The 22,419-nt window shown below is 70.6% G+C and carries 21 protein-coding genes; 12 read left to right on the top strand and 9 right to left on the bottom strand.

The window, feature by feature from the left end; translation table 11 throughout:
- Positions 1 to 48: 48 nt before the first annotated feature.
- Entirely contained in the window at positions 49 to 1,125 is a 1,077-nt protein-coding gene (locus BM041_RS20725) for a UDP-N-acetyl glucosamine 2-epimerase (protein WP_245762197.1), read from the bottom strand.
- Entirely contained in the window at positions 1,122 to 2,486 is a 1,365-nt protein-coding gene (locus tag BM041_RS20730; RefSeq protein ID WP_092961806.1) for a nucleotide sugar dehydrogenase, read from the bottom strand. The genes BM041_RS20725 and BM041_RS20730 overlap by 4 nt, the downstream gene beginning before the upstream one ends.
- 215 nt (positions 2,487 to 2,701) lie before the next feature.
- Here BM041_RS20730 and BM041_RS31475 point away from each other — a divergent pair, with 215 nt between their 5' ends.
- From BM041_RS31475 to BM041_RS20755, 7 genes are all read left to right on the top strand, one after another.
- Positions 2,702 to 4,228 carry a Y-family DNA polymerase gene (locus BM041_RS31475; RefSeq protein WP_245762198.1) on the top strand — a complete coding sequence of 509 codons (1,527 nt, stop codon included), beginning with the start codon at positions 2,702 to 2,704 and terminating at the stop codon, positions 4,226 to 4,228.
- Between the two features lie 3 nt (positions 4,229 to 4,231).
- Positions 4,232 to 7,435 carry an error-prone DNA polymerase gene (locus BM041_RS20735; protein WP_245762199.1) on the top strand — a complete coding sequence of 1,068 codons (3,204 nt, stop codon included), beginning with the start codon at positions 4,232 to 4,234 and terminating at the stop codon, positions 7,433 to 7,435.
- A 114-nt stretch (positions 7,436 to 7,549) separates the two neighbouring features.
- Positions 7,550 to 8,455 (top strand): manganese catalase family protein, encoded by a 906-nt coding sequence (locus BM041_RS20740; protein ID WP_092961807.1) that lies wholly within the window; start codon positions 7,550 to 7,552, stop codon positions 8,453 to 8,455.
- An 87-nt stretch (positions 8,456 to 8,542) separates the two neighbouring features.
- Positions 8,543 to 8,971, top strand: coding sequence for a DUF1810 domain-containing protein (locus BM041_RS20745; protein WP_092961808.1), 429 nt, complete (start codon positions 8,543 to 8,545; stop codon positions 8,969 to 8,971).
- Between the two features lie 82 nt (positions 8,972 to 9,053).
- Positions 9,054 to 9,515 carry a hypothetical protein gene (locus BM041_RS20750; protein WP_092961809.1) on the top strand — a complete coding sequence of 154 codons (462 nt, stop codon included), beginning with the start codon at positions 9,054 to 9,056 and terminating at the stop codon, positions 9,513 to 9,515.
- A 379-nt stretch (positions 9,516 to 9,894) separates the two neighbouring features.
- The gene (locus tag BM041_RS30720; protein ID WP_175534062.1) at positions 9,895 to 10,305 is read left to right on the top strand and encodes a MarR family winged helix-turn-helix transcriptional regulator; all 411 of its coding nucleotides are present in this window, start codon (positions 9,895 to 9,897) and stop codon (positions 10,303 to 10,305) included.
- Between the two features lie 8 nt (positions 10,306 to 10,313).
- A complete protein-coding gene (locus BM041_RS20755) occupies positions 10,314 to 11,453 on the top strand; it encodes an MFS transporter (RefSeq protein WP_175534063.1) in 1,140 nt (379 codons plus the stop codon).
- A 17-nt stretch (positions 11,454 to 11,470) separates the two neighbouring features.
- Here the strand turns inward: BM041_RS20755 and BM041_RS20760 are convergent, their stop codons facing one another.
- The 4 genes from BM041_RS20760 to BM041_RS20775 form a co-directional block, all read right to left on the bottom strand.
- The gene (locus tag BM041_RS20760) at positions 11,471 to 11,992 is read right to left on the bottom strand and encodes a DUF882 domain-containing protein (protein ID WP_245762200.1); all 522 of its coding nucleotides are present in this window, start codon (positions 11,990 to 11,992) and stop codon (positions 11,471 to 11,473) included.
- Between the two features lie 50 nt (positions 11,993 to 12,042).
- Complete coding sequence (locus BM041_RS20765) at positions 12,043 to 13,554, bottom strand: L,D-transpeptidase family protein (protein WP_092961900.1); 1,512 nt, start codon at positions 13,552 to 13,554, stop codon at positions 12,043 to 12,045.
- Between the two features lie 54 nt (positions 13,555 to 13,608).
- Positions 13,609 to 13,860, bottom strand: coding sequence for a hypothetical protein (locus tag BM041_RS20770; RefSeq protein ID WP_092961812.1), 252 nt, complete (start codon positions 13,858 to 13,860; stop codon positions 13,609 to 13,611).
- A gap of 98 nt (positions 13,861 to 13,958) precedes the next feature.
- On the bottom strand, positions 13,959 to 14,198 hold the full coding sequence (locus BM041_RS20775; protein ID WP_092961813.1) for a hypothetical protein: 240 nt from the start codon (positions 14,196 to 14,198) through the stop codon (positions 13,959 to 13,961).
- 172 nt (positions 14,199 to 14,370) lie between these two features.
- Here BM041_RS20775 and BM041_RS20780 point away from each other — a divergent pair, with 172 nt between their 5' ends.
- The 5 genes from BM041_RS20780 to BM041_RS20800 all read left to right on the top strand — a co-directional run bounded on the left by BM041_RS20780 (position 14,371) and on the right by BM041_RS20800 (position 19,974).
- A complete protein-coding gene (locus tag BM041_RS20780; protein ID WP_092961814.1) occupies positions 14,371 to 15,459 on the top strand; it encodes an Ldh family oxidoreductase in 1,089 nt (362 codons plus the stop codon).
- A 14-nt stretch (positions 15,460 to 15,473) separates the two neighbouring features.
- Entirely contained in the window at positions 15,474 to 16,373 is a 900-nt protein-coding gene (locus BM041_RS20785) for an isocitrate lyase/PEP mutase family protein (RefSeq protein ID WP_092961815.1), read from the top strand.
- Between the two features lie 8 nt (positions 16,374 to 16,381).
- The gene (locus BM041_RS20790) at positions 16,382 to 17,095 is read left to right on the top strand and encodes a haloacid dehalogenase type II (protein ID WP_245762201.1); all 714 of its coding nucleotides are present in this window, start codon (positions 16,382 to 16,384) and stop codon (positions 17,093 to 17,095) included.
- A 131-nt stretch (positions 17,096 to 17,226) separates the two neighbouring features.
- On the top strand, positions 17,227 to 18,516 hold the full coding sequence (locus BM041_RS30080; RefSeq protein WP_139226122.1) for a hypothetical protein: 1,290 nt from the start codon (positions 17,227 to 17,229) through the stop codon (positions 18,514 to 18,516).
- 276 nt (positions 18,517 to 18,792) lie between these two features.
- Entirely contained in the window at positions 18,793 to 19,974 is a 1,182-nt protein-coding gene (locus BM041_RS20800; protein WP_175534064.1) for a class I SAM-dependent methyltransferase, read from the top strand.
- Positions 19,975 to 19,993: 19 nt separating this feature from the next.
- Here the strand turns inward: BM041_RS20800 and BM041_RS20805 are convergent, their stop codons facing one another.
- The 3 genes from BM041_RS20805 to BM041_RS20815 form a co-directional block, all read right to left on the bottom strand.
- Positions 19,994 to 20,746, bottom strand: a complete 753-nt coding sequence (locus BM041_RS20805; protein WP_092961819.1) for a GIDE domain-containing protein — start codon at positions 20,744 to 20,746, stop codon at positions 19,994 to 19,996.
- Positions 20,747 to 21,044: 298 nt separating this feature from the next.
- Positions 21,045 to 21,419, bottom strand: a complete 375-nt coding sequence (locus BM041_RS20810; protein WP_092961820.1) for a glyoxalase superfamily protein — start codon at positions 21,417 to 21,419, stop codon at positions 21,045 to 21,047.
- A complete protein-coding gene (locus BM041_RS20815) occupies positions 21,416 to 22,411 on the bottom strand; it encodes a Bug family tripartite tricarboxylate transporter substrate binding protein (RefSeq protein WP_092961821.1) in 996 nt (331 codons plus the stop codon). Before BM041_RS20815 ends, BM041_RS20810 begins: the two co-directional genes overlap by 4 nt.
- Between the last annotated feature and the right edge of the window lie 8 nt (positions 22,412 to 22,419).

A 22,419-nucleotide genomic window follows, 5' to 3' on the forward strand; every position in this document is an offset into this window, starting at 1 on the left:
TGGGGCGCGGGCCGGGCCGGGTGCGCACGTTTCGGTGGGTGGGGCCCTTCAGCCGCCCGCCAGCAGTTCCGCCAGATGCGCGCGGACGCGCCCCCCCACCTCCCGGTCCCACAGCGGCACCGGCAGGGCGCGCGGCCAGGCGCCGGCCAGCACCTCCGCCACCGAAGGCACCAGCGTGCCGGGGCAGACCAGCCGGCCGCTCGACAGCGTCATCGGCCGTTCCGTGCTGTCGCGCAGCGTCAGGCAGGGGGTGTCCAGCAGCATCGCCTCCTCCTGCACCCCCCCGCTGTCGCTGGCGGCGAAGGCGGCGCCATCCAGCAGCGCCACGAAGTCCAGGTAGCCGAGCGGTGGCAGCACCCGCACCCCGGGCGGCGGCTTCAGGCCGAAGGATTGCATCCGCAGCCGCGCCCGGGGGTGCATCGGCCAGGCCAGCGGCAGGTGGCGCGCCACCTCCCCGATCACGTCCAGCCAGTCGCCGAAGCGCGGCGCGTGGTCCACATTCTCCGCCCGGTGCAGCGTGACCACCCCATAGCCCCCGCGCAGCAGCCCGGCGGGCAAGGCGCGGGCGCGGGCGCGGTCCAGGCTGTGCAGCAGCGTGTCCGCCATGGTGTTGCCCACGGCCCGCACGCGCAGGGGGTGGTGGCCGGTCGCCACCAGCATGGCCGCGTCGGCCTCATTCGTCGTCCAGAGGATGTCGCTGATGGCATCGACGGCGCGGCGGTTGATCTCCTCCGCCATCGCCCAGTCGCCGCCGCGCAGCCCGGCTTCCAGATGCGCCACGGGGATGCCCATCTTCCGCGCCGCCAGCGCCGCCGCCAGCGTGCCGTCCACATCGCCGACGACGACGACCAGGGCCGGGCGCTCCACCCGCCAGGCGGCCTCGCAGGCCATCATGGTGCGGCCCGTCAGCTCCGCATGGCTGCCGCCCGAAACCCCCAGCGCGATATGCGGCGGCGGCAGGCCGAGGTCATCCAGGTGCTGGCCGAACAGCGCATCGTCATGGTGCTGGCCGGTATGCAGGATGCGCGGCGTGCAGAAGGCGCCATCCCCCCGCAACGCGCGCCACAGCGCCGCGATCTTCGGCAGGTTCGGCCGCGCGGCGGCGACCAGGTGCAGGATGGTCACGCCTTCACGATATGCGGGCCGCGCACCCCGGCCCGGGCGCAGGCGTTGCGCGTATCCACCACCAGCCGCGCGGCCCGCGCGATGGCGGCGTGGTCCACCGCATCATGGTCCGTCGCCACCAGCACGGCGTCATAGCCCGCGACGCTGCCGGCATCGGCCGGGACCGATCGCCGCCCCGCGAGTTCAGGATGCTCCCGCGTCCGCGGCACTTCCGGCACATGCGGGTCGTGGTAGTCCACGATGGCGCCGCGCGCCTCCAGCAGCCGCGTCAGCACCAGCGACGGGCTTTCCCGCAGGTCGTCCACGTTGCGCTTGTAGGCCATGCCCAGCAGCAGGATGCGCGCCCCGTTCAGCCCGCGGCGCGCCTGGCGGTCCAGCGCCTGGGCCAGCTTCTCCACCACCAGGCGCGGCATCAGCGTGTTCACCTCTCCCGCCAGTTCGATGAAGCGGGTGTTGATGCCGTATTCCCGCGCCTTCCAGGTCAGGTAGAAGGGGTCGATCGGGATGCAGTGGCCGCCCAGCCCCGGGCCGGGCTGGAAGGGCATGAAGCCGAAGGGCTTGGTGGAGGCCGCCTCGATCACCTCCCACACATCGATGCCCATCGCGTCGTAGATGGTCTTGAGCTCGTTCACGAGCGCGATGTTGACCGCGCGGAAGACGTTCTCCGTCAGCTTCACCGCCTCCGCCGTCGCGGCGGAGGACACCGGCACCACCCGCGCCACGACGCCGGCATAGAAGGCCGACGCCAGGTCGAGCGCCGCCCGCCCATCCCCCCCCACCACCTTCGGGATCGCCGCCGTGGTGAAGACCGGGTTGCCCGGGTCCTCCCGTTCCGGCGAATAGGCCAGGAAGAAATCATGGCCGCTGAGGAGGCCCGTCGCCTCCAGGATCGGCTTCACCAGTTCCAGCGTGGTGCCCGGCCAGGTCGTGGATTCCAGCACCACCAGCTGCCCCCGCCGCAGCCGCCGCGCGATCGCCCGCGCCGTGCCCTCGACGAAGGAGAGGTCGGGCTCCCGGTGCCGGTCGAGCGGCGTGGGCACGCAGATGATGAGGAGGTCCGCCTCCTCCAGCCGGTCGAAATCCGCCGTCGCCGCGAACCCGCCGGCCGCGACCGCCTCCGCCACCGCGGCATCGCCGATGTGGCGCAGCGGCGATCGCCCCTGGTTCAGGCCCGCGACCTTGGGTGCGTCGATGTCGAAGCCCAGCACCCGGTGGCCGGCACCCGCCACGGCCAGCGCCAGTGGCAGGCCCACATAACCAAGGCCGATCACGCCCACGATGGCGTCCCGCGCCTCGATCCGTCGCATCAGTTCGGCGGCGGCAAGCGGGATCGTCGCTGGCGCCGCATTGGTGTCGGGCATCCTGCCTCTGCTTCGCCGGGCGTGGTGGCGACCCGGTCCCATCACGGTTCCGTGATCAAACCCCATCCCGCCAGCGGATGCAACTCTGGGGTGATTATCTCACCACCATTCCCCCCAAAAGGGGATGGGCTACCGCTTGATCCGCCCCCTATTGACTGGTACAAAACGTGAACTTTGATCACCAGGCCGTCGCGGCAACCGGGATGACAGCCACCATGAGTACCGGCAGCGGCATCGCGGGCCCCGAATCGCCCTCCGAAGCACTGGGCGACTCGACGCGCCGCCACCTGGCCCTGCTGCTGCCGCATCTGCCCGTGGATCGCCTCCGCCGCCTGGGGCTGCAGGGCCCCGTCCTGCTCTGGCAGGGCATCGGCCCCCGCCGCGCGGTCGTGGCCTGCGATGGCGTCCCCGGCATCCGCCCTGGCCAGGCGCTGGGCGATGCCCGCGCCGTGGCGCCCGAAGCCCAGGCGCTGGAAGCCGATCCCGCCGCCGATGCGCTGTTCCTGCGCGACCTCGGCCTCTGGTGCCTGCGCTTCACGCCGCTGGTCGCCATCCGCGGCACGGATGCCCTGCTGCTGGACATCGCCGGCGCCGCCCACCTGGCCGGGGGGGAGGAATCGCTGCTGGGCCGCGCCGTCGCGGGCCTCGCGCGGCTGGGCGTCCAGGCGCTGGGCGTGGTGGCGGACAGCGCCGCGGCCGCCCTGGCCCTGGCGCGGGGCGGGCGGGGCGGGCTGGTGGTGCCCCCGGGCGGGGACCGCGATGCGGTCGCCCCCCTGTCCCTGGCCGCCCTGCCCATCGAGGCCGATACCATCGCGGCGCTGTCGCGCCTTGGCCTGCGCCAGGTCGCGGATCTGCACCGCCAGCCCCGCGGCCCGCTCTCCCGCCGCTTCGGCGCGGGGCTGCTGCGCGCCCTGGATGAGGCATCGGGCCTGCTCCACACCCCCATCACGCCGCTCCGCCCGCCCCCGGTGTTCGAGGTTGCGCGGGAATTCCTAGAACCCGTCGCGACCCGCACCGGCATCGATGCGGTGATGCCCCTGCTGCTGGACGCCCTCTGCGCCCGCCTGACAGCCCAGTCCCAGGGCGCCCGCCGCCTGGTGCTGCGGGCGCATCGCGTCGATGGCGGGGTGCAGGAGATCGCGATCGGCACCAGCCTGGCCAGCCGCGACGCTGGCCACCTGTCCCGCCTGTTCCGCGACCGGCTGGATGCGCTGGCGCCCGGCCATGGCTTCGAACGCATGGCCCTGGCGGCCGTGGTCACCGAACCCCTCACCGGCATCCAGTCCGGCTTCGCCGGCGCCGGCGCCGCGGCGCGGGAGGAGGAACTGGCCCGCCTCTTCGACCGCCTCGCCCAGCGCACCCAGCTCTGGCGCCTGGCGCCCCGCCCCTCCCACTGGCCGGAGCGGGAGGTGATGCGCGTCCCCGCCACCGCCGCCGTCACCGTGCCGGAAGGCTGGCCCCGCGCCATGCGCCCCGTCCGCCTGCTGCGCCGCCCGCGGGAGGTCACCGCCATGGCCCTGCTGCCCGATGCGCCCCCCCAGCTGCTGCGCATCGGCACCCAGGCGCTGCGGGTGCGCGCGGCGGAGGGGCCGGAACGGCTGGAGCCGGAATGGTGGCGCGACCCGCCCGGCCGCCAGGCGCGGGACTATTACCGCCTGGAACTCGCCACCGGCGCCCGCCTCTGGGTCTGCCGCCTCGGCTTCGGGGCGGAGGCGCGGTGGTTCATCCATGGGCATCTGTAGGGCGTGTTCGCCGAACTCGCCGCGCTCTCGAACTTCACCTTCCTCGAAGGCGCTTCCCACCCCCGCGAACTGATCGCCGCCGCCAAGGCACTCGGCATGCCCGCCATCGGCATCGCGGACCGCAACTCCGTCGCCGGGCTGGTGCGCGGCATGGTGGCGGCGGAGCAGGTGGGCATCCGCTACGTGCCCGGCATCCGCCTGGCGCTGGACGATGCGTCCGAATACCTGGCCTGGCCCAGCGACCGCCCCGCCTGGGGCCGCCTCTGCCGGATGCTCTCCGAAGCGCGCATGGAAGGCGAGAAGGGCGAGACCCGCCTGACCCGCGATGCCCTCATCGCCGCGGCGGAGGGCCAGGTCCTGGCCCGCATCCCCACCCCGGACATGGGCGCCAGCCTCCGCGCCGATGCCGCCGCGCTGCGGGGCCGCCTGGCGCTGCCCCTCATGCTCGCCGTCGATCATCGCTGCCGGGGCGATGACCAGGCGCGGCTCGATCGCCTCTCGGCGCTGGCGGGCAGCGCGGGGCTCGGCCTCATCGCCGCCGGCGGTGTCCGCTACCACGCGCCCGAACGCCGGCGCGTCGCCGATGTGCTGGCCGCCATCCGCCTCGGCGTCACGGTGGAGGAGTTGGGCTTCGCCGCCGAACCCAACGCGGAGGCCCAACTCCTCCCGCCCGCGGAAGTCGCCCGCCGCCTGCCCCGCCATCCGGAGGCGCTCGCCGCCACGCTCCGCGTCACCCGCGCCTGCAGCTTCTCGCTCCGCGACCTCTCCTACGAATACCCGGAGGAGATCCTGGACCCCGGCCGCAGCGCGCAGGAAACCCTGGCCGCGCGGGTCGAGGCCGCCTGCCTGGAACACTACCCGCTCGGCACGCCGCCCAAGGTGGCGCGGCAGATCGCCCACGAACTCGCGCTGATCTCGCAGTTGGACTACGCCGCCTATTTCCTGACGGTGCATGAGATCGTGCGCTTCGCCCGATCGAAGGGCATCCTCTGCCAGGGCCGCGGATCGGCGGCCAATTCCGCCATCTGCTACGTGCTCGGCATCACCGCCGTGCCGCCCGACAAGCACGACATGCTGTTCGAACGCTTCATCAGCGCCGCCCGCGACGAACCGCCCGATATCGACGTCGATTTCGAACACGAACGGCGCGAGGAAGTCATCCAGCACATTTTCTCAAGATACGGCCGCGAACGGGCCGCCCTGACCGCGACACTCATCCGCTACCGCGAACGCAGCGCCATCCGCGAAGTCGGCAAGGCGATGGGGCTGACGGAGGATGTGACCGCGCGCCTCGCCAAATCCGTCTGGGGTTCCGGCGACAAGTCGCTCAATGAACTCGCGGAGGATAGCGGCTACGCGCCGGAGGGCGATCCGAAGCTCCGCATGGCGATGGAGATCGCGGAGGAGGTGCAGGATTTCCCCCGCCACCTGGCCACCCATGTCGGCGGCTTCGTCATCACCAAGGGCCCGCTGATCGAACACACCGTCGTCGTGAAGGCCGCGATGGAAGGCCGCACCACCATCGAATGGGACAAGGACGATATCGAGGCCCTGCGCATCCTGAAGGTCGATGTGCTGGGCCTCGGCATGCTCACCTGCATCCGCCGCGCCTTCGACCTGATCGAGGGTGCGACAGGCAAACGCTGGACGCTCGCCTCCGTGCCCCAGGACGATCCCGCCACCTATGCCATGCTGAAGCGCGCGGATTCCGTCGGCGTCTTCCAGGTGGAAAGCCGCGCGCAGATGAACATGCTGCCGCGGCTGCGCCCCGCGAAATTCTACGACCTGGTCGTGCAGGTCGCGATCGTGCGCCCCGGCCCGATCCAGGGCGACATGGTCCACCCCTATCTCCGCCGCCGCAACGGGGAGGAAGAGCCCACCTACCCCTCGCCGGAATTGCGCGGCGTGCTGGAAAAGACGCTCGGCGTGCCGCTGTTCCAGGAACAGGCGATGCAGATCGCCATCGTCGGCGCGGGCTTCTCCCCCTCCCGCGCCGACCAGCTTCGCCGCGCCATGGCGACCTTCCGCAACACCGGCGAGATCTGGAAATTCCGCCAGGATTTCTGCGGCGGCATGGTCGCGCGGGGATACGAACAGGAATTCGCGGAACGCTGCTTCAAGCAGATCGAGGGCTTCGGCACCTACGGCTTTCCCGAAAGCCACGCGGCCAGCTTCGCGCAGCTCGTCTACATCTCCGCCTGGATCAAGCGCCACCACCCCGCCGCCTTCGCCGCCGCGCTGCTGAACAGCCAGCCCATGGGCTTCTACGCGCCGGCGCAGATCGTGCGGGACGCGCGGGAACACCACGTCGAGGTCCGGCCTGCGGATATCACGCGCTCCGACTGGGACTGCACGCTGGAAGCCCCCTCAGTATCCCTCCGCCTCGGCCTCCGCCTCATCGCCGGGCTGCACCAGCACCACGCGGAATCCCTCATGGCCGCGCGCGCCGAATCCCCCTTCGCCGACATCCCCGACCTCGCCCGCCGCGCGCGGCTGGACCGCGGCGCCATGCAGGCGCTGGCCCGCGCCGATGCCTTCGGCCCCCTCGCCCAGGGCCGACGCGGTGCCCTCTGGGAAGCCGCCGGCATCGAGGCCCCCCTCCCCCTCTCCCAGGCCCGCGACGCACAACTGCCGCTGCTGCCGCCGGAAACCGCCGGGGAGGAGACGGTGCTGGACTACGCCGCCACCGGCCTCTCGCTCCGCCGTCACCCCATGGCGCTGCTTCGCGCCGCCATCCGGGACCGCGGCGCCGTCGACACGCGCGCCCTCACCGCATCACGCCAGGGCCGCTGGCTGAAGCTCGCCGGCCTGGTCCTGGTCCGCCAGCGCCCCGGCAGCGCCAAGGGCGTGGTGTTCTTCACGGTGGAGGATGAGTTCGGCACCGCGAACCTTGTTCTCTACCCCGATGTCGTGACGCGCGACCGCGCCGCCGTCGTCGCCGCCCGCCTGGTCATGGCGGAAGGCCGGGTGGAGCGGCACGAACAATCCGCCGTGCCCATCATCCACCTGCTGGTGAAGCGGCTGCATGACTGGTCCGGGATGCTGGACGGCCTGCACCGCCTCGATGCCGACGACCCCAGCTGGAAGCGCAGCCTCGCCCGTGCGGATGAGGTGGAGCGCCCGAACCTGCACGACCCCCGCGACCCCGCCATCCGCGACGCGAAACGGAACGCCACCGCCATGCCGCCATCGCGTGATTTTCGTTAACGCAACAAGCACTCACGCGACCGAGTGCCATCTGCACCCGCCACGCGGAACATCCGCGCACCATCGCGCAGCACCGGCGTTGCCCCTCCGAACCCCATAACGGAGACGCCACCGATGTTCATGCGCATGGACAAGCTGCTGATCGACCTGCCGGAGCCCACCTCCGCCGATCCCAACGCCGCCAGCGCCCTGCAGGAACTGCTCGGCGGCAAGTTCGGGGAGATGTCGACCCTCAACAACTACATGTTCCAGTCCTTCAACTTCCGATCGAAGTCGAAGCTGCGTCCCTTCTACGACCTCGTCGCCTCCATCACGGCGGAGGAACTGGGCCATGTCGAACTGGTGACGAATGGCTGCGCGCTGCTGGCCAACGGCCCGCCGGAAAAGGCGCCGAAGGGCGAGCCTGGCGACACGCCCTTCGACATGATGAAGGATGTGCGCGATCCCTCCGCCTTCTTCACCGGCGGCGGCGCCGGCCTGCCCTTCGACAGCATGGGCCGCCCCTGGAACGGCACCTTCGTCTTCCACACCGGCAACCTGGTGCTGGACCTGCTGCACAACTTCTTCCTCGAATGCGGCGCGCGCATGCACAAGCTGCGGGTCTATGAGAGCGTGTCGGACCCCACCGCGCGGGAGGTCTGCGGCTACCTGCTGGTGCGCGGCAGCGTGCACGCCCAGGCCTATGCGCTGGCCCTGAAGAAGATCACCGGCGTGTCGATCGAGAAGATGCTGCCCGTACCGAACATCCCGCTGTCCAACATCAAGGAATCCGCGAAATACGAGGCGGAGGGCATCCATCGCCGCCTCTATACGAACAGCCCGGAGGACTACAAGGCGATCGCCGGCATCTGGTCCGAGGACGAGACCACCTATGACGGCACCGGCCCGCTGGTCGTGATGAACGGCCCGCCGGAATCCGGCAAGATCCCCGACCTCGCCGGCGCCTCCTCCGCCTTCACCCCGGACTACGCGCCGGAGGAGATCTTCGAGATCGCGCAGAAGCTTTGGAAGGCGTCGTAGCCAGACCCTCCCTCCCCCGCGATTGCGCGGGGGTTGCGGCGCTGCCGCAACGCCGTAGGCTGGCGGGGTGCGGGTAAAGAGCAACCCATGCCCCCCTCACCACTCCCCTTCGACCCCACCCGCTTCCTCGCCGCCCAGGACCCGCTCATCCACCAGGTCCGCGCCGAACTCGCCGCCGGCCGCAAGCGGACGCATTGGATGTGGTTCGTCTTCCCCCAACTCGCCGGCCTGGCCCGCAGCGACACCGCGCGCTTCTACGCGCTCCACACGCTCCAGGACGCGAAGGACTGGCTCGCCCACCCCATCCTCGGCCCGCGGCTGCGCGACTGCACCGCCCTGGTGAATGCCGCCGCGCCGCGGCCCCTGGCGGACATCCTCGGCGGGATCGATGCGCTGAAGTTCCGCTCCTGCATGACCCTCTTCGCCGCCGCCGCCCCCGCCGACCCTCTGTTCGCGGAAGCCCTGGCACTGCATGGCGACGGCCAGCCGGACCCCCAGACCCTCGCCCTGCTGTGACCCGGCCCGGCCAGGCTCTAATTGCGAACGCTTCTCAATTGCGATAGACCTGGGCTCCGACAGGCACAGGAGCGATTCCCAGATGGCGACAACCGGCCTCCCCCGCTGGCCCTGGACCAATGCCGAGGCCGAGGCGCTGCCCGCGGCCGAGCGCCTGGCCATCGACGCCGCCCGCGCCTGGGCCCGCGCCGCCCGCACCGGCACCCCGGCCCTGCCCGCCATCCGCCACCTGCTCGCGACCGAGGATGCGGGCGACGCGGCGGAGCCGCTGGACCGCCTTCTCCGCGCCCTCGCCCAGTCGCCCCTGACGGTCGGCTGCCCCCTATGCCCCCGCCTGGTGGGGGAGGAACCGGCCCTGCTCCTGGCGCTGGCCTGTGCCCAGCGCGGGCCGAGGCGCGAGGCCCTGGCCTGCCTGCTGCGCCGCATGACCCCCTGGGACGCCTATGCCGCGACCGCCGCCGCCATCGAACTCGGCTGCGCCTTCCGCCGCGCGGGGCTGCGCTTCGCGGACCCGTGGAATGATACCAACGGCACGATGCAATGAACTGCGGCCGGCGAAGCCGGCCGAGGCCGCGACGGGCGCCCATGCGCGTCGCTTTGCAACGCGCATGGGGTCCCGGAATGCGGCCCGCCGCCAGTGCGTCACGCCGAAGGCGTGCCTGCGGCACGGTCACGGCGCTGCCGTGGCGCCAAGCGGCCGGAGGCCGCGCGTCACGCCGAAGGCGTGCCTGCGGCACGGTCACGGCGCTGCCGTGACGCCAAGCGGCGGGAGGCCGCGCGTCACGCCGAAGGCGTGCCTGCGGCACGACGCGCTTGAGGGCGGCGGAAAATGCCAACGAGCCGCTGCAAGCGGCCGTTGGCATGAGACACCGTGACCAAAGGATAATGTGACCGGGCCCGGCCCCTGGTGCATATGCACCAGGGTGACGCCCGAGCCCGATCTCCGCGCCTGCTTCGGCTTCCGCACCCGCCGCGCCACGCGCGCGCTCACGCGGCATTACGAACGGCACCTGGCACCCGTGGGCCTCAAGCCCACGCAGTTCAGCGTGCTCGCCGCGCTCAGGATGGGGAGGCACCGGGACCTGACGCATCTGGCGGAGATGCTGGGCCTGGAACGCACCAGCCTGCTCCGCGCGCTGGCGACCCTCGGCGCCAGCGGCTTCCTGACCCCGGGCCACGCGCTGACGGCAGCCGGCCAGGCCCGCTTCGCCGCTGCCCTGCCGCTGTGGCAGGCGGCGCAGGACGGCGTCGCGGCCGAACTCGGCGACCAGGACAGCGCCATCACCATCCTCGAACAGCTCGGCGAACGGCTCGGCCGTCCCGCCCGGGCATAAGGCTTCCCATGGATCGCCGCATCTGGCTGCTCACCGCGGCGCAATTCGCCTCCGCCACCGGGGCCTATGCCTTCACCGGGCTGCTCGCCAACCTGGCCGCGGATCTCGGCGTGTCGCTGGCCACCGCCGGGCAATTGGCCGCCGCCTATGCGCTGACCTATGCCATCGCCGGCGCGCCGGTGGCCGCGCTGACGGCCCGGCTGGATCGCCGCGCCATGCTGGTCTGGGGCCTTGGCCTGGTGGCGGCGCTGAACATCGCCACCGCCTTCGCCACCGATTTCTCCACGGCGCTGATGCTGCGCGTCGCGGCGGGGCTGGCGGTGACGCTGGTGATGCCGGGGGTCGCGGCCTCCATGCTCGTGCCGCCGGAACAGCGGGGCCGTGCCATCGCCATCGTGCTGTCCGGGCTGACTCTGGCCTTCTCCCTCGGCATTCCGCTGGGCACCGCCATCGGCGGCGTGGCGGGGTGGCGGGGCTGCTTCATCTTCTCGGGCGCGCTGGCGGGCCTCGCCGCGCTCGGCGTGCAATTCGGCCTGCCGCGGCTGCCCAGCACCGATCGCGGCGGTGCGGCCTCCCTCGGCATCATCCTCCGGCCCGCCATCGCGACGCTGCTGGGCACCACGCTGCTGGCCTTTGCGGGGCTGTTCTGCATCGCCGCCTATCTCGGCCCCATCGTGACGGCCGCCACCGGGATCGAGGGCAGCGGCATCGGCGCCATCCAGGTCTTCATCGGCCTGGGCAGCCTGGCCGGCATCGCCATCGGCAGCCGCGTGGCGGGCAGCCAGGGCGCGCGCATCCCGGTGATGCTGTTCGTCCTGCTGGCCGTGGCGCTGGTGGGCTACACGCTGCTGCTGCTGACGCCGCAGGCCTTCTGGCACGCCGCCCCGCTGGCGCTCTGCGTCTTCGCGGGATCGGTCGCCTTGTTCGCCCTGGCGCCCCTGGTGCAGACGCGGCTGATGCACCTGGCGCCGCAGGACCGCGCCGTGGCCATCGCGCTGAACGGCGCCACCACCTTCGCCGGCCAGGGCGCCGGCGCGGCCTATGGCGGCATCGTCATCGGCGCCGCAGGCCTGGCCTGGACCGGCCTGGCCGGCGCCATGCTGGCCGCCGCTGGCGCGCTGCTCGGCCTGCGGGCCTTCAGGAAGTAGACGCTACCAGCCCCCGCCTACCAGCGGCGAACCGGCCCGCAATCCAGGTGCACGAAGCCGTCGCGGGAATAGAGCCCGACGCCGCCGAGTTGCAATTCGGACGCGACCCTCGCCAGCCCCAGCCCCTGCCGCCCCGGCAGCCGGCAATCCGCCGCCATGCCCGACATGTGCAGCGACACGGTGGAGACGCGGCGGCTCCGCCCCGCATTCCGCGCATTCGTCTCCGGCGTGCGGTAGCCGCTGACGACCTCATAGGTCTCGTCGCTGTCCAGCGTCCACGCCAGGATGGACATCACGTCGAACAGCCGGGGATCCATCGGCGTGAGTTCGGCGGCGGAGAGGTCGCGGAACACGGTGTCGAGCTGCCGCAGCGCATCCCGGTCATACCGCCCGTCGCGCCAATAGACGCCGGAGAAGCTGTCCCCCACCACCTGGCGCCTGACGCGCAGCACCCGCGGCGCGCCCCCCTGGGCAATCGCCGGCGATGCCACCCCCAAGGCGAGGCCGACCGCCGCCGCCATGAAGCCGCGGCGCGGCACGCCATGGGCGGCGCCCTCGCAGCACGGGCACCCGCCCCCGAACGGCCGCATCACCGCGCCGCGACCTGCATGGGCCGCGCGGCGGCCATGGCGCGGGCATAGGCCGCGTCCAGCTCATAGATGTCCGGCCTGATCCGCACGCGCCCCCCCGCTTCCACCGTCACGGTGTCATAGCGCAGCAGCACCGGAAGTTGCCGGCGCAGCGACACGGCGCTGGTGGTTCGCGCCTCGATCGCCCGCAGCGCGCGGGCCAGGTCCCAGCCCGGCATCCCGTCCAGCAGCAGCGCCATCAGGTCGTTCGGCCGCTCCAGCCGGATGCAGCCGGAGGAGAAGGCCCGGTCCGGCCGCCGGAACAGGTGCCGGTCGGGCGTATCGTGCAGGTAGATGTCGTCGTTGTTCGGCATGATGAACTTGATGCGGCCGAGCGCCGAGAAATCCCCCGCATCCTGCCGGATGAAGAAGGGGATGCGCTGCGGGTTGATGCTGGCCCAGTCGATGGTGCGGGGATCGATCTCCTGCCGCTGCCCATCCACCATGCCGAACACCCGGAAACCCTTGTCGATCATCGCCTGCGGGTCGCGGCGGAAGCGCGGCAGCAGATCCTCCCGCGCATTGCGTTCGGGCACGCCCCAGGGCGGGTTGAACTGCAGCGCCGTCATCCGCACGCGCAGCATCGGCGTGGCGCGGTCCCGCCGCCCGACGATGACGGCCATCGTCAGCAGGTCCCGCCCTTCCTCCACCACGCGCAGCGTGTAGTCGGGCACGTTCACATCGATGCGACGCTCCGACGGCTCCGCCATCCGCGCCCGGGCCATGTCCATCGCGACCCGCACCTGGTCCACCCGCGCGGCGAGGGGCCGGTTCAGCAGCCCGATGGAGATGCGCCCGACGCGCCCATCCACCTCCAGCCCCTGAAGCGCCTGCCACCGCCGCACCGCCGCTTCCAGCACGCTGTCATAGCGCGCGCCGGCATCGGGCGCGGCCGCCAGCACCGGGTCCTCCACGGAGAGCCTGGCCCGCAGCGCGGGGATGCGCGTGGCGTCCACGCTGCCGGGGTCGATCGTCGTGTCGCCGGGGATGGTGGCGCCCTGGCCGCGCCGCGCGATCTGCTTCTGCGCCAGCAATTCCGCCTTCAGCGCGGCGGCGCCCGGCGGCAGCAGCGCGGCACGCTCGATCACCCCGGCCGGGTCGGGCGTCGCCGCCAGTTCCGCCAGCCAGCGATCCATGCCGACCGCCGCCGCGTCCCGCCGCAGATCGGGCCGGCCCGGCAATTCCCGTACCCGCCCGCCCAGCAGGTCCATCAGCGCCAGCGACGCCGCCCGGTGCAGCGCCAGCCGGTAGGACGCCGCATCGGCCGCCGCCAGCGCGGTATCGGGAATGGCGTAGTGGCGCGGGTCGAGCCCGTCCTCATCCAGCCGCAGCAGCCGTTCCACCAGGCGCAGCGTGGCGCCGGTGCTGTCGGCGGACAGGGCCTGGGCGCCGGCGCTGCGCGGCACCAGGCCAAGCGGCGCCCCGGCCAGGGACAGGGCGGCGGCAAGCAGGGGACGACGGGCCGTGTTCATGCGCCAGGAATACCGAAGCGCCAAACCCGTTGCAAACCCTGCGATCAGCCCCCCTCAGGCCAGCAGGCTGTAGAGCAGCCAGGCCACCACCGCCGCGCCCAGGACGAACAGCACCGCCCCCTTGGCCGCCGTCCAGCCATCGCTGCCGGTCCCGCTTTCCTCCGGGTGGGAGTTCGGCCGCATGGTCTTGTGGTCCCCCTCCACCGCGAAGGGATCGGGCCGCGCCTCTCCGCGATGGGGCAGCACATGGTGGTCCGGCCCATGCCCGGGCCGGGGCGCATGGGGTGGCGGGCTGTCACTCGGCATGGCGTGATCTCCTGCGGCGGCACGCGGGACGCTTCCGGCGGCAGCCTACGCCCTTCGCACCCCGCGCACAGGCAGAAACCCCGGCACGAAGCCCGACCCTAGGCGGAACGCGCCAGCAGCCATCCCATCACCAGGATCACGGCGGCCGCGATCAGCAGAGCCTTGGCCACGCTCCACAATTCGGACCGGTTGCCACCGCCCTCATCCTCCTCCGGCAGGTAGTTCGGCCGCATCGGCAGGGCGCCATGCGCGAAGGGATCGGCCCGGCCGCGCCGCTGCGTGGCCAGGGAAGCAGCCGTCTCTGTGGTCGGAGGGGCTTCGGTTCGCTGGTCTGCCATGGGGGGGACCTGTCCAGATCAACGCGCAATTCATATCCCTTGCCTCACGAGGATGCAATCGTATCGTTTTCAAGATAACCCGCCGCCATCCCGCCCCCTCCACGCCCCGCCCCGTTGACGCATCGGCCGGGCCGGTCCACCCCTTCCGCCTCTCGGGGGAGAAACGCAGGCCATGCGCGCGACGGCAGACAGCGTGAGGGCACAGATCCTCGCCATCCTCACCGCCTGGGGCATGCCCCGGGACCTGGCGGAGGAGACCGCCACCGTCATGCTCGACACGGACCTGATGGGCGTGGACAGCCACGGCATCGGCATGCTGGCGAGCTATGAGGGCATGCGCCGCGCCGGCCAGGTAAAGCTCGATGCCCGGCCCACCGTGCTGCGGGAAGGCGGGCCCGTGGCGCTGGTCGATGGCGGCGCCGGCCTCGGCCACCCCGCCGCCGCCTTCGCAATGCGGCTCGCCGTGAAGAAGGCGAAGGAGGTCGGCGTCGGCGCCGTCGCCGTCGTCAACTCCCACCATTTCGGCGCCGCCGGCTGGTATGTCCGCCAGGCCGCGGCGGAGGGCTGCGTGGCGCTGGTCACCAGCGGCACCAAGACCCTCGCGATGGTGCCGACGCGCGGCGCGATGCCGGTGCTCGGCACCAACCCCATCGCCTTCGCCGCCCCCGGCCGCCGCCAGCCCCCGGTGGTGCTGGACATGGCGACCACCACGGCCGCCGCCAACAAGGTCCGCGCCAAGGCACTCCGCGGCAAGCCGATCCCCGAGGGCTGGGTGATGGATGGCGCGGGCAACCCCGTCACCGATGGCGACGCCGCCGTCGCGCAGGTGTTCCAGAAGCCCGAAGGCGGCCTCTCCCCGGTCGGTGGCACGCCCGACATGGCGAGCCACAAGGGCTACGGCCTCGGCATGATGGCCCACATTCTGGGCGCCACGCTGTCCGGCGCCTCCTTCTCCCCCATCCGCAACCGCACCCAGCGGCCGGAGGACCCCGACAATATCGGCCACTTCATGCTGGCCATCGACCCGACGGCCTTCCGCCTGCCCGGCGCCTTCGAACACGACCTCGATGACATGGTGGAGGTGCTGCGCGCGACACCCCCCGCCGACCCCGCCCTTCCCGTCCTCATCCCTGGCGATCCCGAGAATGCGGAACGCGAGGCCCGCCTGGCCGATGGCATCCCCATCCCCCCCGCTTTGGATCGCCAGATCCGCGACATCGCGCTGCGCGCCAATGTCGGCTACCTGCTCGAACAAGCCTGAAGGAAACCCAGACCATGCCGCATCCCAGCCTGCGCCAGGCACTGAAGAACGACGAATTCATCCTCGCCCCCGGCGTCTTCGACATGATCTCCGCCAAGGTCGCGGACGGCATGGGCTTTCGGGCGCTCTACGCCACCGGCTTCGGCGTGACCGCGTCGCATCTGGGTCTCGCTGATGTCGGCATCGCCACCTACACCGACATGGTCAGCCGCATGGGCACCATCGCCAAGGGCTGCAAGACGCCGGTGATCTCCGACGCCGACACCGGCTATGGCGGGCTGCTCAACGTCCGCCACACCGTCCGCGGCTATGAGGATGCCGGCGTCACCGCCATCCAGCTGGAGGACCAGGAAGTCCCCAAGAAGTGCGGCCACACGCCGGGCCGCAAGGTGATCCCGGCCGAGGAGATGGCGCTGAAGATCCGCGTCGCCGCCGAGGCCCGCCAGAGCGAGGATTTCCTCATCATCGCCCGCACCGATGCCCGCACCGGCCACGGGCTGGATGAGGCGATCCGCCGCGGCCTGATGTATGCGGATGCCGGCGCCGACGTGATCTTCATCGAAAGCCCGGAGAGCGAGGCGGAGATGGCCGAGGTCGGCCGCCACATCAAGAAGCCCCTGTTTGCCAATATGGTCGAGGGCGGCCGCACCCCCATCGTGCCGGCGGACAAGCTGCACGCCATGGGCTACCGCATCGCCATCTACCCCGCGGTCGGTTTCCTGACGATCGCCGGCGCCCTGGAACGCGCCTACGGCCAGCTCAAGGCCGATGGGCATTCCAACAACATGTCGGTCAACGCCGACTACAGCTTCGCGAAGATGTGCGAGCTGATGGGTTTTCCCGACGTCTGGGAGTTCGACCGGAAGTGGGCCGCGGCCGCCGGCAACCTGCCGCCCGCGAAGGCCGCCGAATGACGGCCGGCGTGAAGGCGCTGGTCTTCGACGTCTTCGGGACCGTCGTGGACTGGCGCAGCGGGGTGGCGCGGGAAGCCGCGCCCTTCCTTGCGAAGCATGGCATCGCGGTGGACCCCGCCGCCTTCGCCGATGCCTGGCGGCGCCGCTACCAGCCGGCGATGGAGGCGGTGCGCAGCGGCGCCCGCCCCTTCACGCGGCTCGACGTGCTGCACAGCGAGAATCTGGAGGCCGTGCTGCGCGACCACGGCCTGGACCCCGCCACGGTGGCGGAGGCTGAACTGGACCACCTGAATCGCGCCTGGCACCGCCTGGACCCTTGGCCAGATAGCGTCGCGGGCCTGACGCGCCTCAAGACCCGCTACATCATCGCGCCCCTGTCCAACGGCAACGTCGCGCTGCTGCTGAACATGGCCAAGCGCGCCGGCCTGCCCTGGGACGCGATCCTCGGCGCGGAAGTGGCGCAAGCCTACAAGCCGAGCCCCGCCGCCTACCTCAACACCGCGGCAATCCTGGGGCTGCGGCCGGAGGAGGTGATGCTCTGCGCCGCCCATAACGGGGACCTGGCAGCGGCCCGCAGCACCGGCTTCCTCACGGGGTTCATTCCCCGGCCGATGGAGCACGGGGCTGGGCAGACGAAGGATCTGGCGCCGGCGCAGGATTGGGACGTGGTGGCGCCGGATTTCGGGGCGCTGGCGGATGCGATGGGGTGTGGGGGGGGGTGAGGGGCTGCGGTTGAGCGGACGAAATTGGCCGGCTAAGGCCAATAGCGGATCTTCCAATTCCGTTTCGAATTCGACCGCATTGCGCTAAGCTCTGGACGAGTGGGTGAGTCGCGGGTCCAGGATCAGGGCGCATGTCCAACAACGTGAAGCTCGTACCGCGCTGCACAGACGATCAAATATTGAAATTATTTGACCGCCTCGCCGTCGAACTTGAATTTTCTAATTTTAATTTCTATCTCTATGGATCAGAAATTAGAATTGACGGCCCGAGCCGAAAAAAACTTAGAGACGAAATCGCCAACAAAAGCGGCTTTTCCATTCGATATGGAGACTCTAACCGGAGACCGGATGAGCCAGCACAAAATCAAAATTTATTCTCACTCACATTCGAAAGAGGACAAAGGGTCCAGGGAGGACTTCAGTCTTCGTTGCATACGGACAGCATAACCTTTAATCAAGGTCATTTAATACACCCCGAAACCGCCATCAAAATAAATGAAATAATCGAAACTGAATTAGGCGCTAGCCTTACCTCAAGCTTTACAGGGATTGACGACACAAGACTGGGGGAATTGTCCCGAAATCACCAACAGTTCTTGGATGGAATGCGCCGGCAATTGTCGGCAGTGGGCGAAGAACTCACCAAAGCAAGAATCGAAGGCGAACGCGAACTCAGGGAACGCAAGGGAGAGCTTGACCGAGCAGCGAAAGAGGAGAAAGCGAAGCTTTTCGCGGAATATGAAGCGCGCGTGTCCGCAATCAAAGCAGAGAAAGCCAAGCTCGAAGAGCGAGAAAAGCAGCTCGATGACAGAAATAACACACACGCCCGAAGAGATCTTCAGAAAAACCTCCAAGAGCATCTGGCTGCTTATAAAACAAAATTTCAACTCACCGAGGACACGAGAAAGCTTCGGCAGCCCGTCATCAGAACAGTTATTGCGATCGAGTCCGTTTGCATCCTGCTGCTCGCTATAATTTTCCTATTGCCGCCACAAGGTCCCGATTTTTGGGACAAAGCCTTTTTCTGGCTGAAGAGCTTCGGGGTGACCTTCGTCGCTACGGGCACAGCGGTCTGGTTTCTGAGGTGGCTTACACAATGGTCCGCCCGGCACGCCGACGCTGAATTCCAACTTCGACAGCTTGAACTCGATATCAGCCGCGCAAGTTGGGTAGTCGAGACGACGTTCGAATGGAAAGCGAGTCAAGACAGCACTATCCCAGTTCAGTTGCTTGACGCTATCTCCCGGAACCTCTTCATATCAGGCGAATCACGCCACGAGGCTGCCGACAGTCCGGCCGACCATTTAGCGTCCGCCCTTTTGGGGGATGCGTCGAGAGTGAAGCTTAAGTCTGGCGACCACGAAATCGAATTGGACCGCGCTGCGATCAAACGTGCGAAGCGGCCGCACGAAAGGGAATGAAACGCCTTTAGAGCAGTACGGGAGCCTCTTTGCCGCTCTCGCCGAGTATATTAACGCGCTTCACAAGCAGGCGGAGAGATAGACTTTATGTCAGCGGGCAATGCCGGGGGATTTTCCGGTAGCTGCGTCCCTGCGACGCCACCAAACGCTTCCCGAAACATGTGTCGACGTGTGCGCGTCCAACGAGGCCCTCCGCGCGCTCACCCCCCCCCCTCGCTTGCCCCACCCCCCCACCTTCGCGACACTCTCCCCCACACGCCGTCCCACTGGATCCCCATGTCCTTCCCCCATGACGACAAGCCCTGGGCGGCCACCGCGGAGTTCCTCCGCTCCCGCCTCGCCGCCCCCGATCGTGTCCTGGCGCCGGATCCCTTCCGCTTCGTCATCCCCCGCGCCGAGCGCTACCAAGCAGCCGAGAACGCGGAGCCCCGCGCCTTCGCCTGGATCGTCGTCCACAAGGGCCAGCTGGCGGACATCCCCCGCCGCTTCCTCCTCGCCCTCTCCGCCGCCGCGCGCCCGATCTTCGCCAATGAGGTCTTCGTCGTCTTCGCGACCAGCCCCCTCCCCGGCGACAAGGATCTGGACGAAAGCCCCCATGTCCGCGCCTTCCACGTCTACCGGGACGCCCTGCCGCCGGAACCGCCCCGCCCCGCGGCGGAGGCCCCGAAACCCGCCCACATCGCGCCGCCGCCCGCCCTCGCCGCAGCCCTCGCCACGGCCATCCCCGCGCGTCGCCCCGCGCGGCCAGAGGCACGCGACACGCCCCCCCGCCCCTGGCTCGCCCCCGGCGGCGTGCCGGGCGTGGCGCGGGAACGCGCCTTCCAGGAGGAGACGGATCGCCTGATCGCCGACTACCTGGCCCCCGCCACCGGCCAGGCGGTGCTCGATATCGGCTGCGGCGCCGGGCGGCTCGGCGCGCTGCTGCCGGGTGCGGCGCTGGTGGCGGGCATCGATGTCGCGGACAGCGCCCTGGCCCGCGCCCTGCCGCGCCACGCCGCGCCATCCCCCTTCGCCTTCGCCCGGATGGATGCCGCGCGCCTCGGCTTCGCGGAGTCCAGCTTCGACGCCGCCCTGATGATCGACACCATCGATGCCCTGGCCGATCCGCCGGCCGCCCTGGCGGAGGCCGCGCGCGTGCTGGCCCGTGGCGGGCGGCTGATGGTCACGGCGCCGAACCGCGAAAGCCTGCCGCTGCGCGCACTCCGCCGGCTCGGCCTGCCCGTCCCCGGCCGCGGCTTCAGCGTGCAGGAACTCACCGGCATGTTACGCGCCGTGGGGCTGACGGTGATCCGCAGCGACGGGCTGTTCCTCTCCCCCGGCTGGGCCCTGCCCGGCGCCGCCGCGGCCCTCGCACCGCTGGAGGAAGACCCCGAATTCATCGAGGCCGCCCGCCTCCTCGGCCGCCGCGCCGGGCCGGACTACGCCCTGGCCTTCGCCCTGCTGGCCCGGAAGGGCTGAGACCAGCGCCCCGCCGACATCAGGGGCCGGCCGCCCGGCGCCGCATCGTCATGAACACGCCCGCGCCCACCAGCACCGCGGCGCCCGCCCCCTGCCCCGCCGCCGCCAGCAGGTGCCGCCGCGCCGTCGCCTCGGGGGAGAGGGTGGAGATGGCGAAATAGCCGCTCTCCGGCGCCCGGACGGCAGAAGGGCCGGCAGGGGCCGGCGTCAGGCTGCCCAGCACGAACAGGGGCGCGCCGGCGGGGATCACCTCCTCCGTATAGCGCCGCGTCTCCAGCCGCCCCTGGATGGCGACGGAGGCGATGGTCGCCAGCGCCTCCCCCATCCCGGCGGCGGGCGGCGGGCCATCGCTGGTCCAGCTTTCCGTCTCCGTCCCCGTCATGGTGGCGCCCGCCGGGTCGATGCTGGCCAGGCCGGTCGCGTCCCGCAGCAGGATGGGCCGGAGGCTGGTGCCCCGCTCGATCTCCACCCAGCGCTCCTGGTCCTGCCCGGCCTGCTTGCGAAGGGCTTCCACCCGGAAGCTGAACCAGTGGCAGGCCCGGCCGGTCAGCGGCGCGGCCAGGTCGCCCTCGGGCGGCGATTCGGACCGCCCCTGCAGCGCCACGGCGCGCGGGCCCTGCCCGGCATGGGGGCCGGCGACCGGGACCAGCCGCGCGCCCCGCAGCTGCTGGCAGAGCCGCCAGGACCAGGCGCCGAAGGCGGCCAGGACCAGCCCGATCAGGGCCACCACGGCGCCAGCCCAGGCGGGCGCCTCGTCCAGCATGTCCAGCATCGCCCGATCCCCGCACCCGGATCGATGCTGCGCCGCCACGACAGGACCGTCCAGCCGAGCCTCGCCCCGCCCGCGGAAATCCTTCGACACGGCAGGGGATTCTTGTTATGTTCCGGCCTGCCAACATCCCTGCCACGCCCGGCGCCGCAAAGACCCCAACTAAACGTGCTAAACTGGGCTAATCGGCTAAACGGGCTTTAGAATCCGGCGGATTATCGGCCTGGATCAGGCACTTGCCGGAAACCCTAAATTTTTGAGCGATTCTAAAACGCTCTCAAGGCCCTTAGTGACCTCAATGTCACAGCGGGACCTCCTCCCCGAAGGTGATCCGGTTGCCATCGGGATCGCGCAGCGAGAATTCGCGCAGGCCATAGTCGAAATCGGTCGGCTTCACCTCGATCGCCACGCCCCGCCCCGCGATCTCGGCATGCAGGTCATCGAGGCCCGTCACCATCACATGCAGATGCGCCTGGCCGAGGGCGGCGGGCGCGCGGGATGCCGGCATCAGGCTCAGCACCAGCGCCTCGCGCTCCACCGCCGCGTAGTGCGGCGGATCGCCGACGCGGAAACACTCGATGCAGCCAAGCATTTCCACGTAGAAGCCGATCGCCCGCGCGACGTCGCCCACCACCAGCACGGCGGACAGCGTGCGAAGCGCGGGCGGCGTGCTCATTCCACGCGGATCCCGCCATCGCGGATCACCGGCGTCCAGCGCGCGACCTCGCGCCGGATGTGGTTGGCGAAATCCTCCGGCGTGCCGCCGACCACGGCACCCGCCTGGCCGTCGAAGATGCGCTGCTTCACATCCTCCATCGCGGCGATCCGGCCGAAGACCTCGTTGATCCGGGCGGCGAGGCCCGCATCCATGCCGGCCGGCGCCACGATGCCGTGCCACACCGCGCATTCGAAGCCCGGGAGCACGGTGGAGACGGCGGGAATGCCCGGCAGCAGCGGCGTGCCGGAGGCATTGCCCACCGCGATCGCCCGCGCATTGCCCTGCCGGATCTGCCCGATGCCGGAGGAGACGGTGGGGAAGCCGAACTGCGCGTCGCCGCGGATCAGGGCCGTCACCATCTCCGCCCCGGACCGGTAGGGGACATGCACCATCTTGATGCCCGCCTCCTTCAGGAACAGCGCCATGAAGAGATGGCTGCCATTGCCGTTGCCGGCGGAGGAATAGGTGAAGCCATCCGGCCGGGCGCGCGCCTGGTCGATCACCTGCTGCACGGTGGTCGCCGTGACCGTCGGATGCGCCATCAGCACCGCGGGCAGGTTCACGAGGTGGATGATGGGGGTGAAGGCCGTCGGCGGGTCGTAGCTCAGCGTCGGGATCAGTTCCTTGCCGATGGCATTGGCGCCGATATCGGCCATCATCAGCGTCAGCCCATCCGGCCGTTCACGCGCCACCGCGGCGCCCGCGATGGTGCCACCGGCGCCGGGCCGGTTCTCCACCACCAGCGTCTGGCCGCCCGTCACCTCGGGGAATTTGGCGGCGACGGTGCGGGACAAGGTGTCGATCGCGCCGCCGGCGCCGAAGGGGACGATCAGGCGGATGGGCCTTTCCGGCCAGGCGCCCTGGCCGAAGGCCATGCGCGGCATCAGGGCCGGCGCGGCAAGGACAGGCAGGGCCGCAAGAATGCTGCGGCGCGAAATCGGCTGGCGCATGGTCGATA

It is taken from the genome of Falsiroseomonas stagni DSM 19981, from assembly GCF_900114315.1.
In the GTDB taxonomy this organism is placed as follows: Bacteria; Pseudomonadota; Alphaproteobacteria; order Acetobacterales; family Acetobacteraceae; genus Falsiroseomonas; species Falsiroseomonas stagni.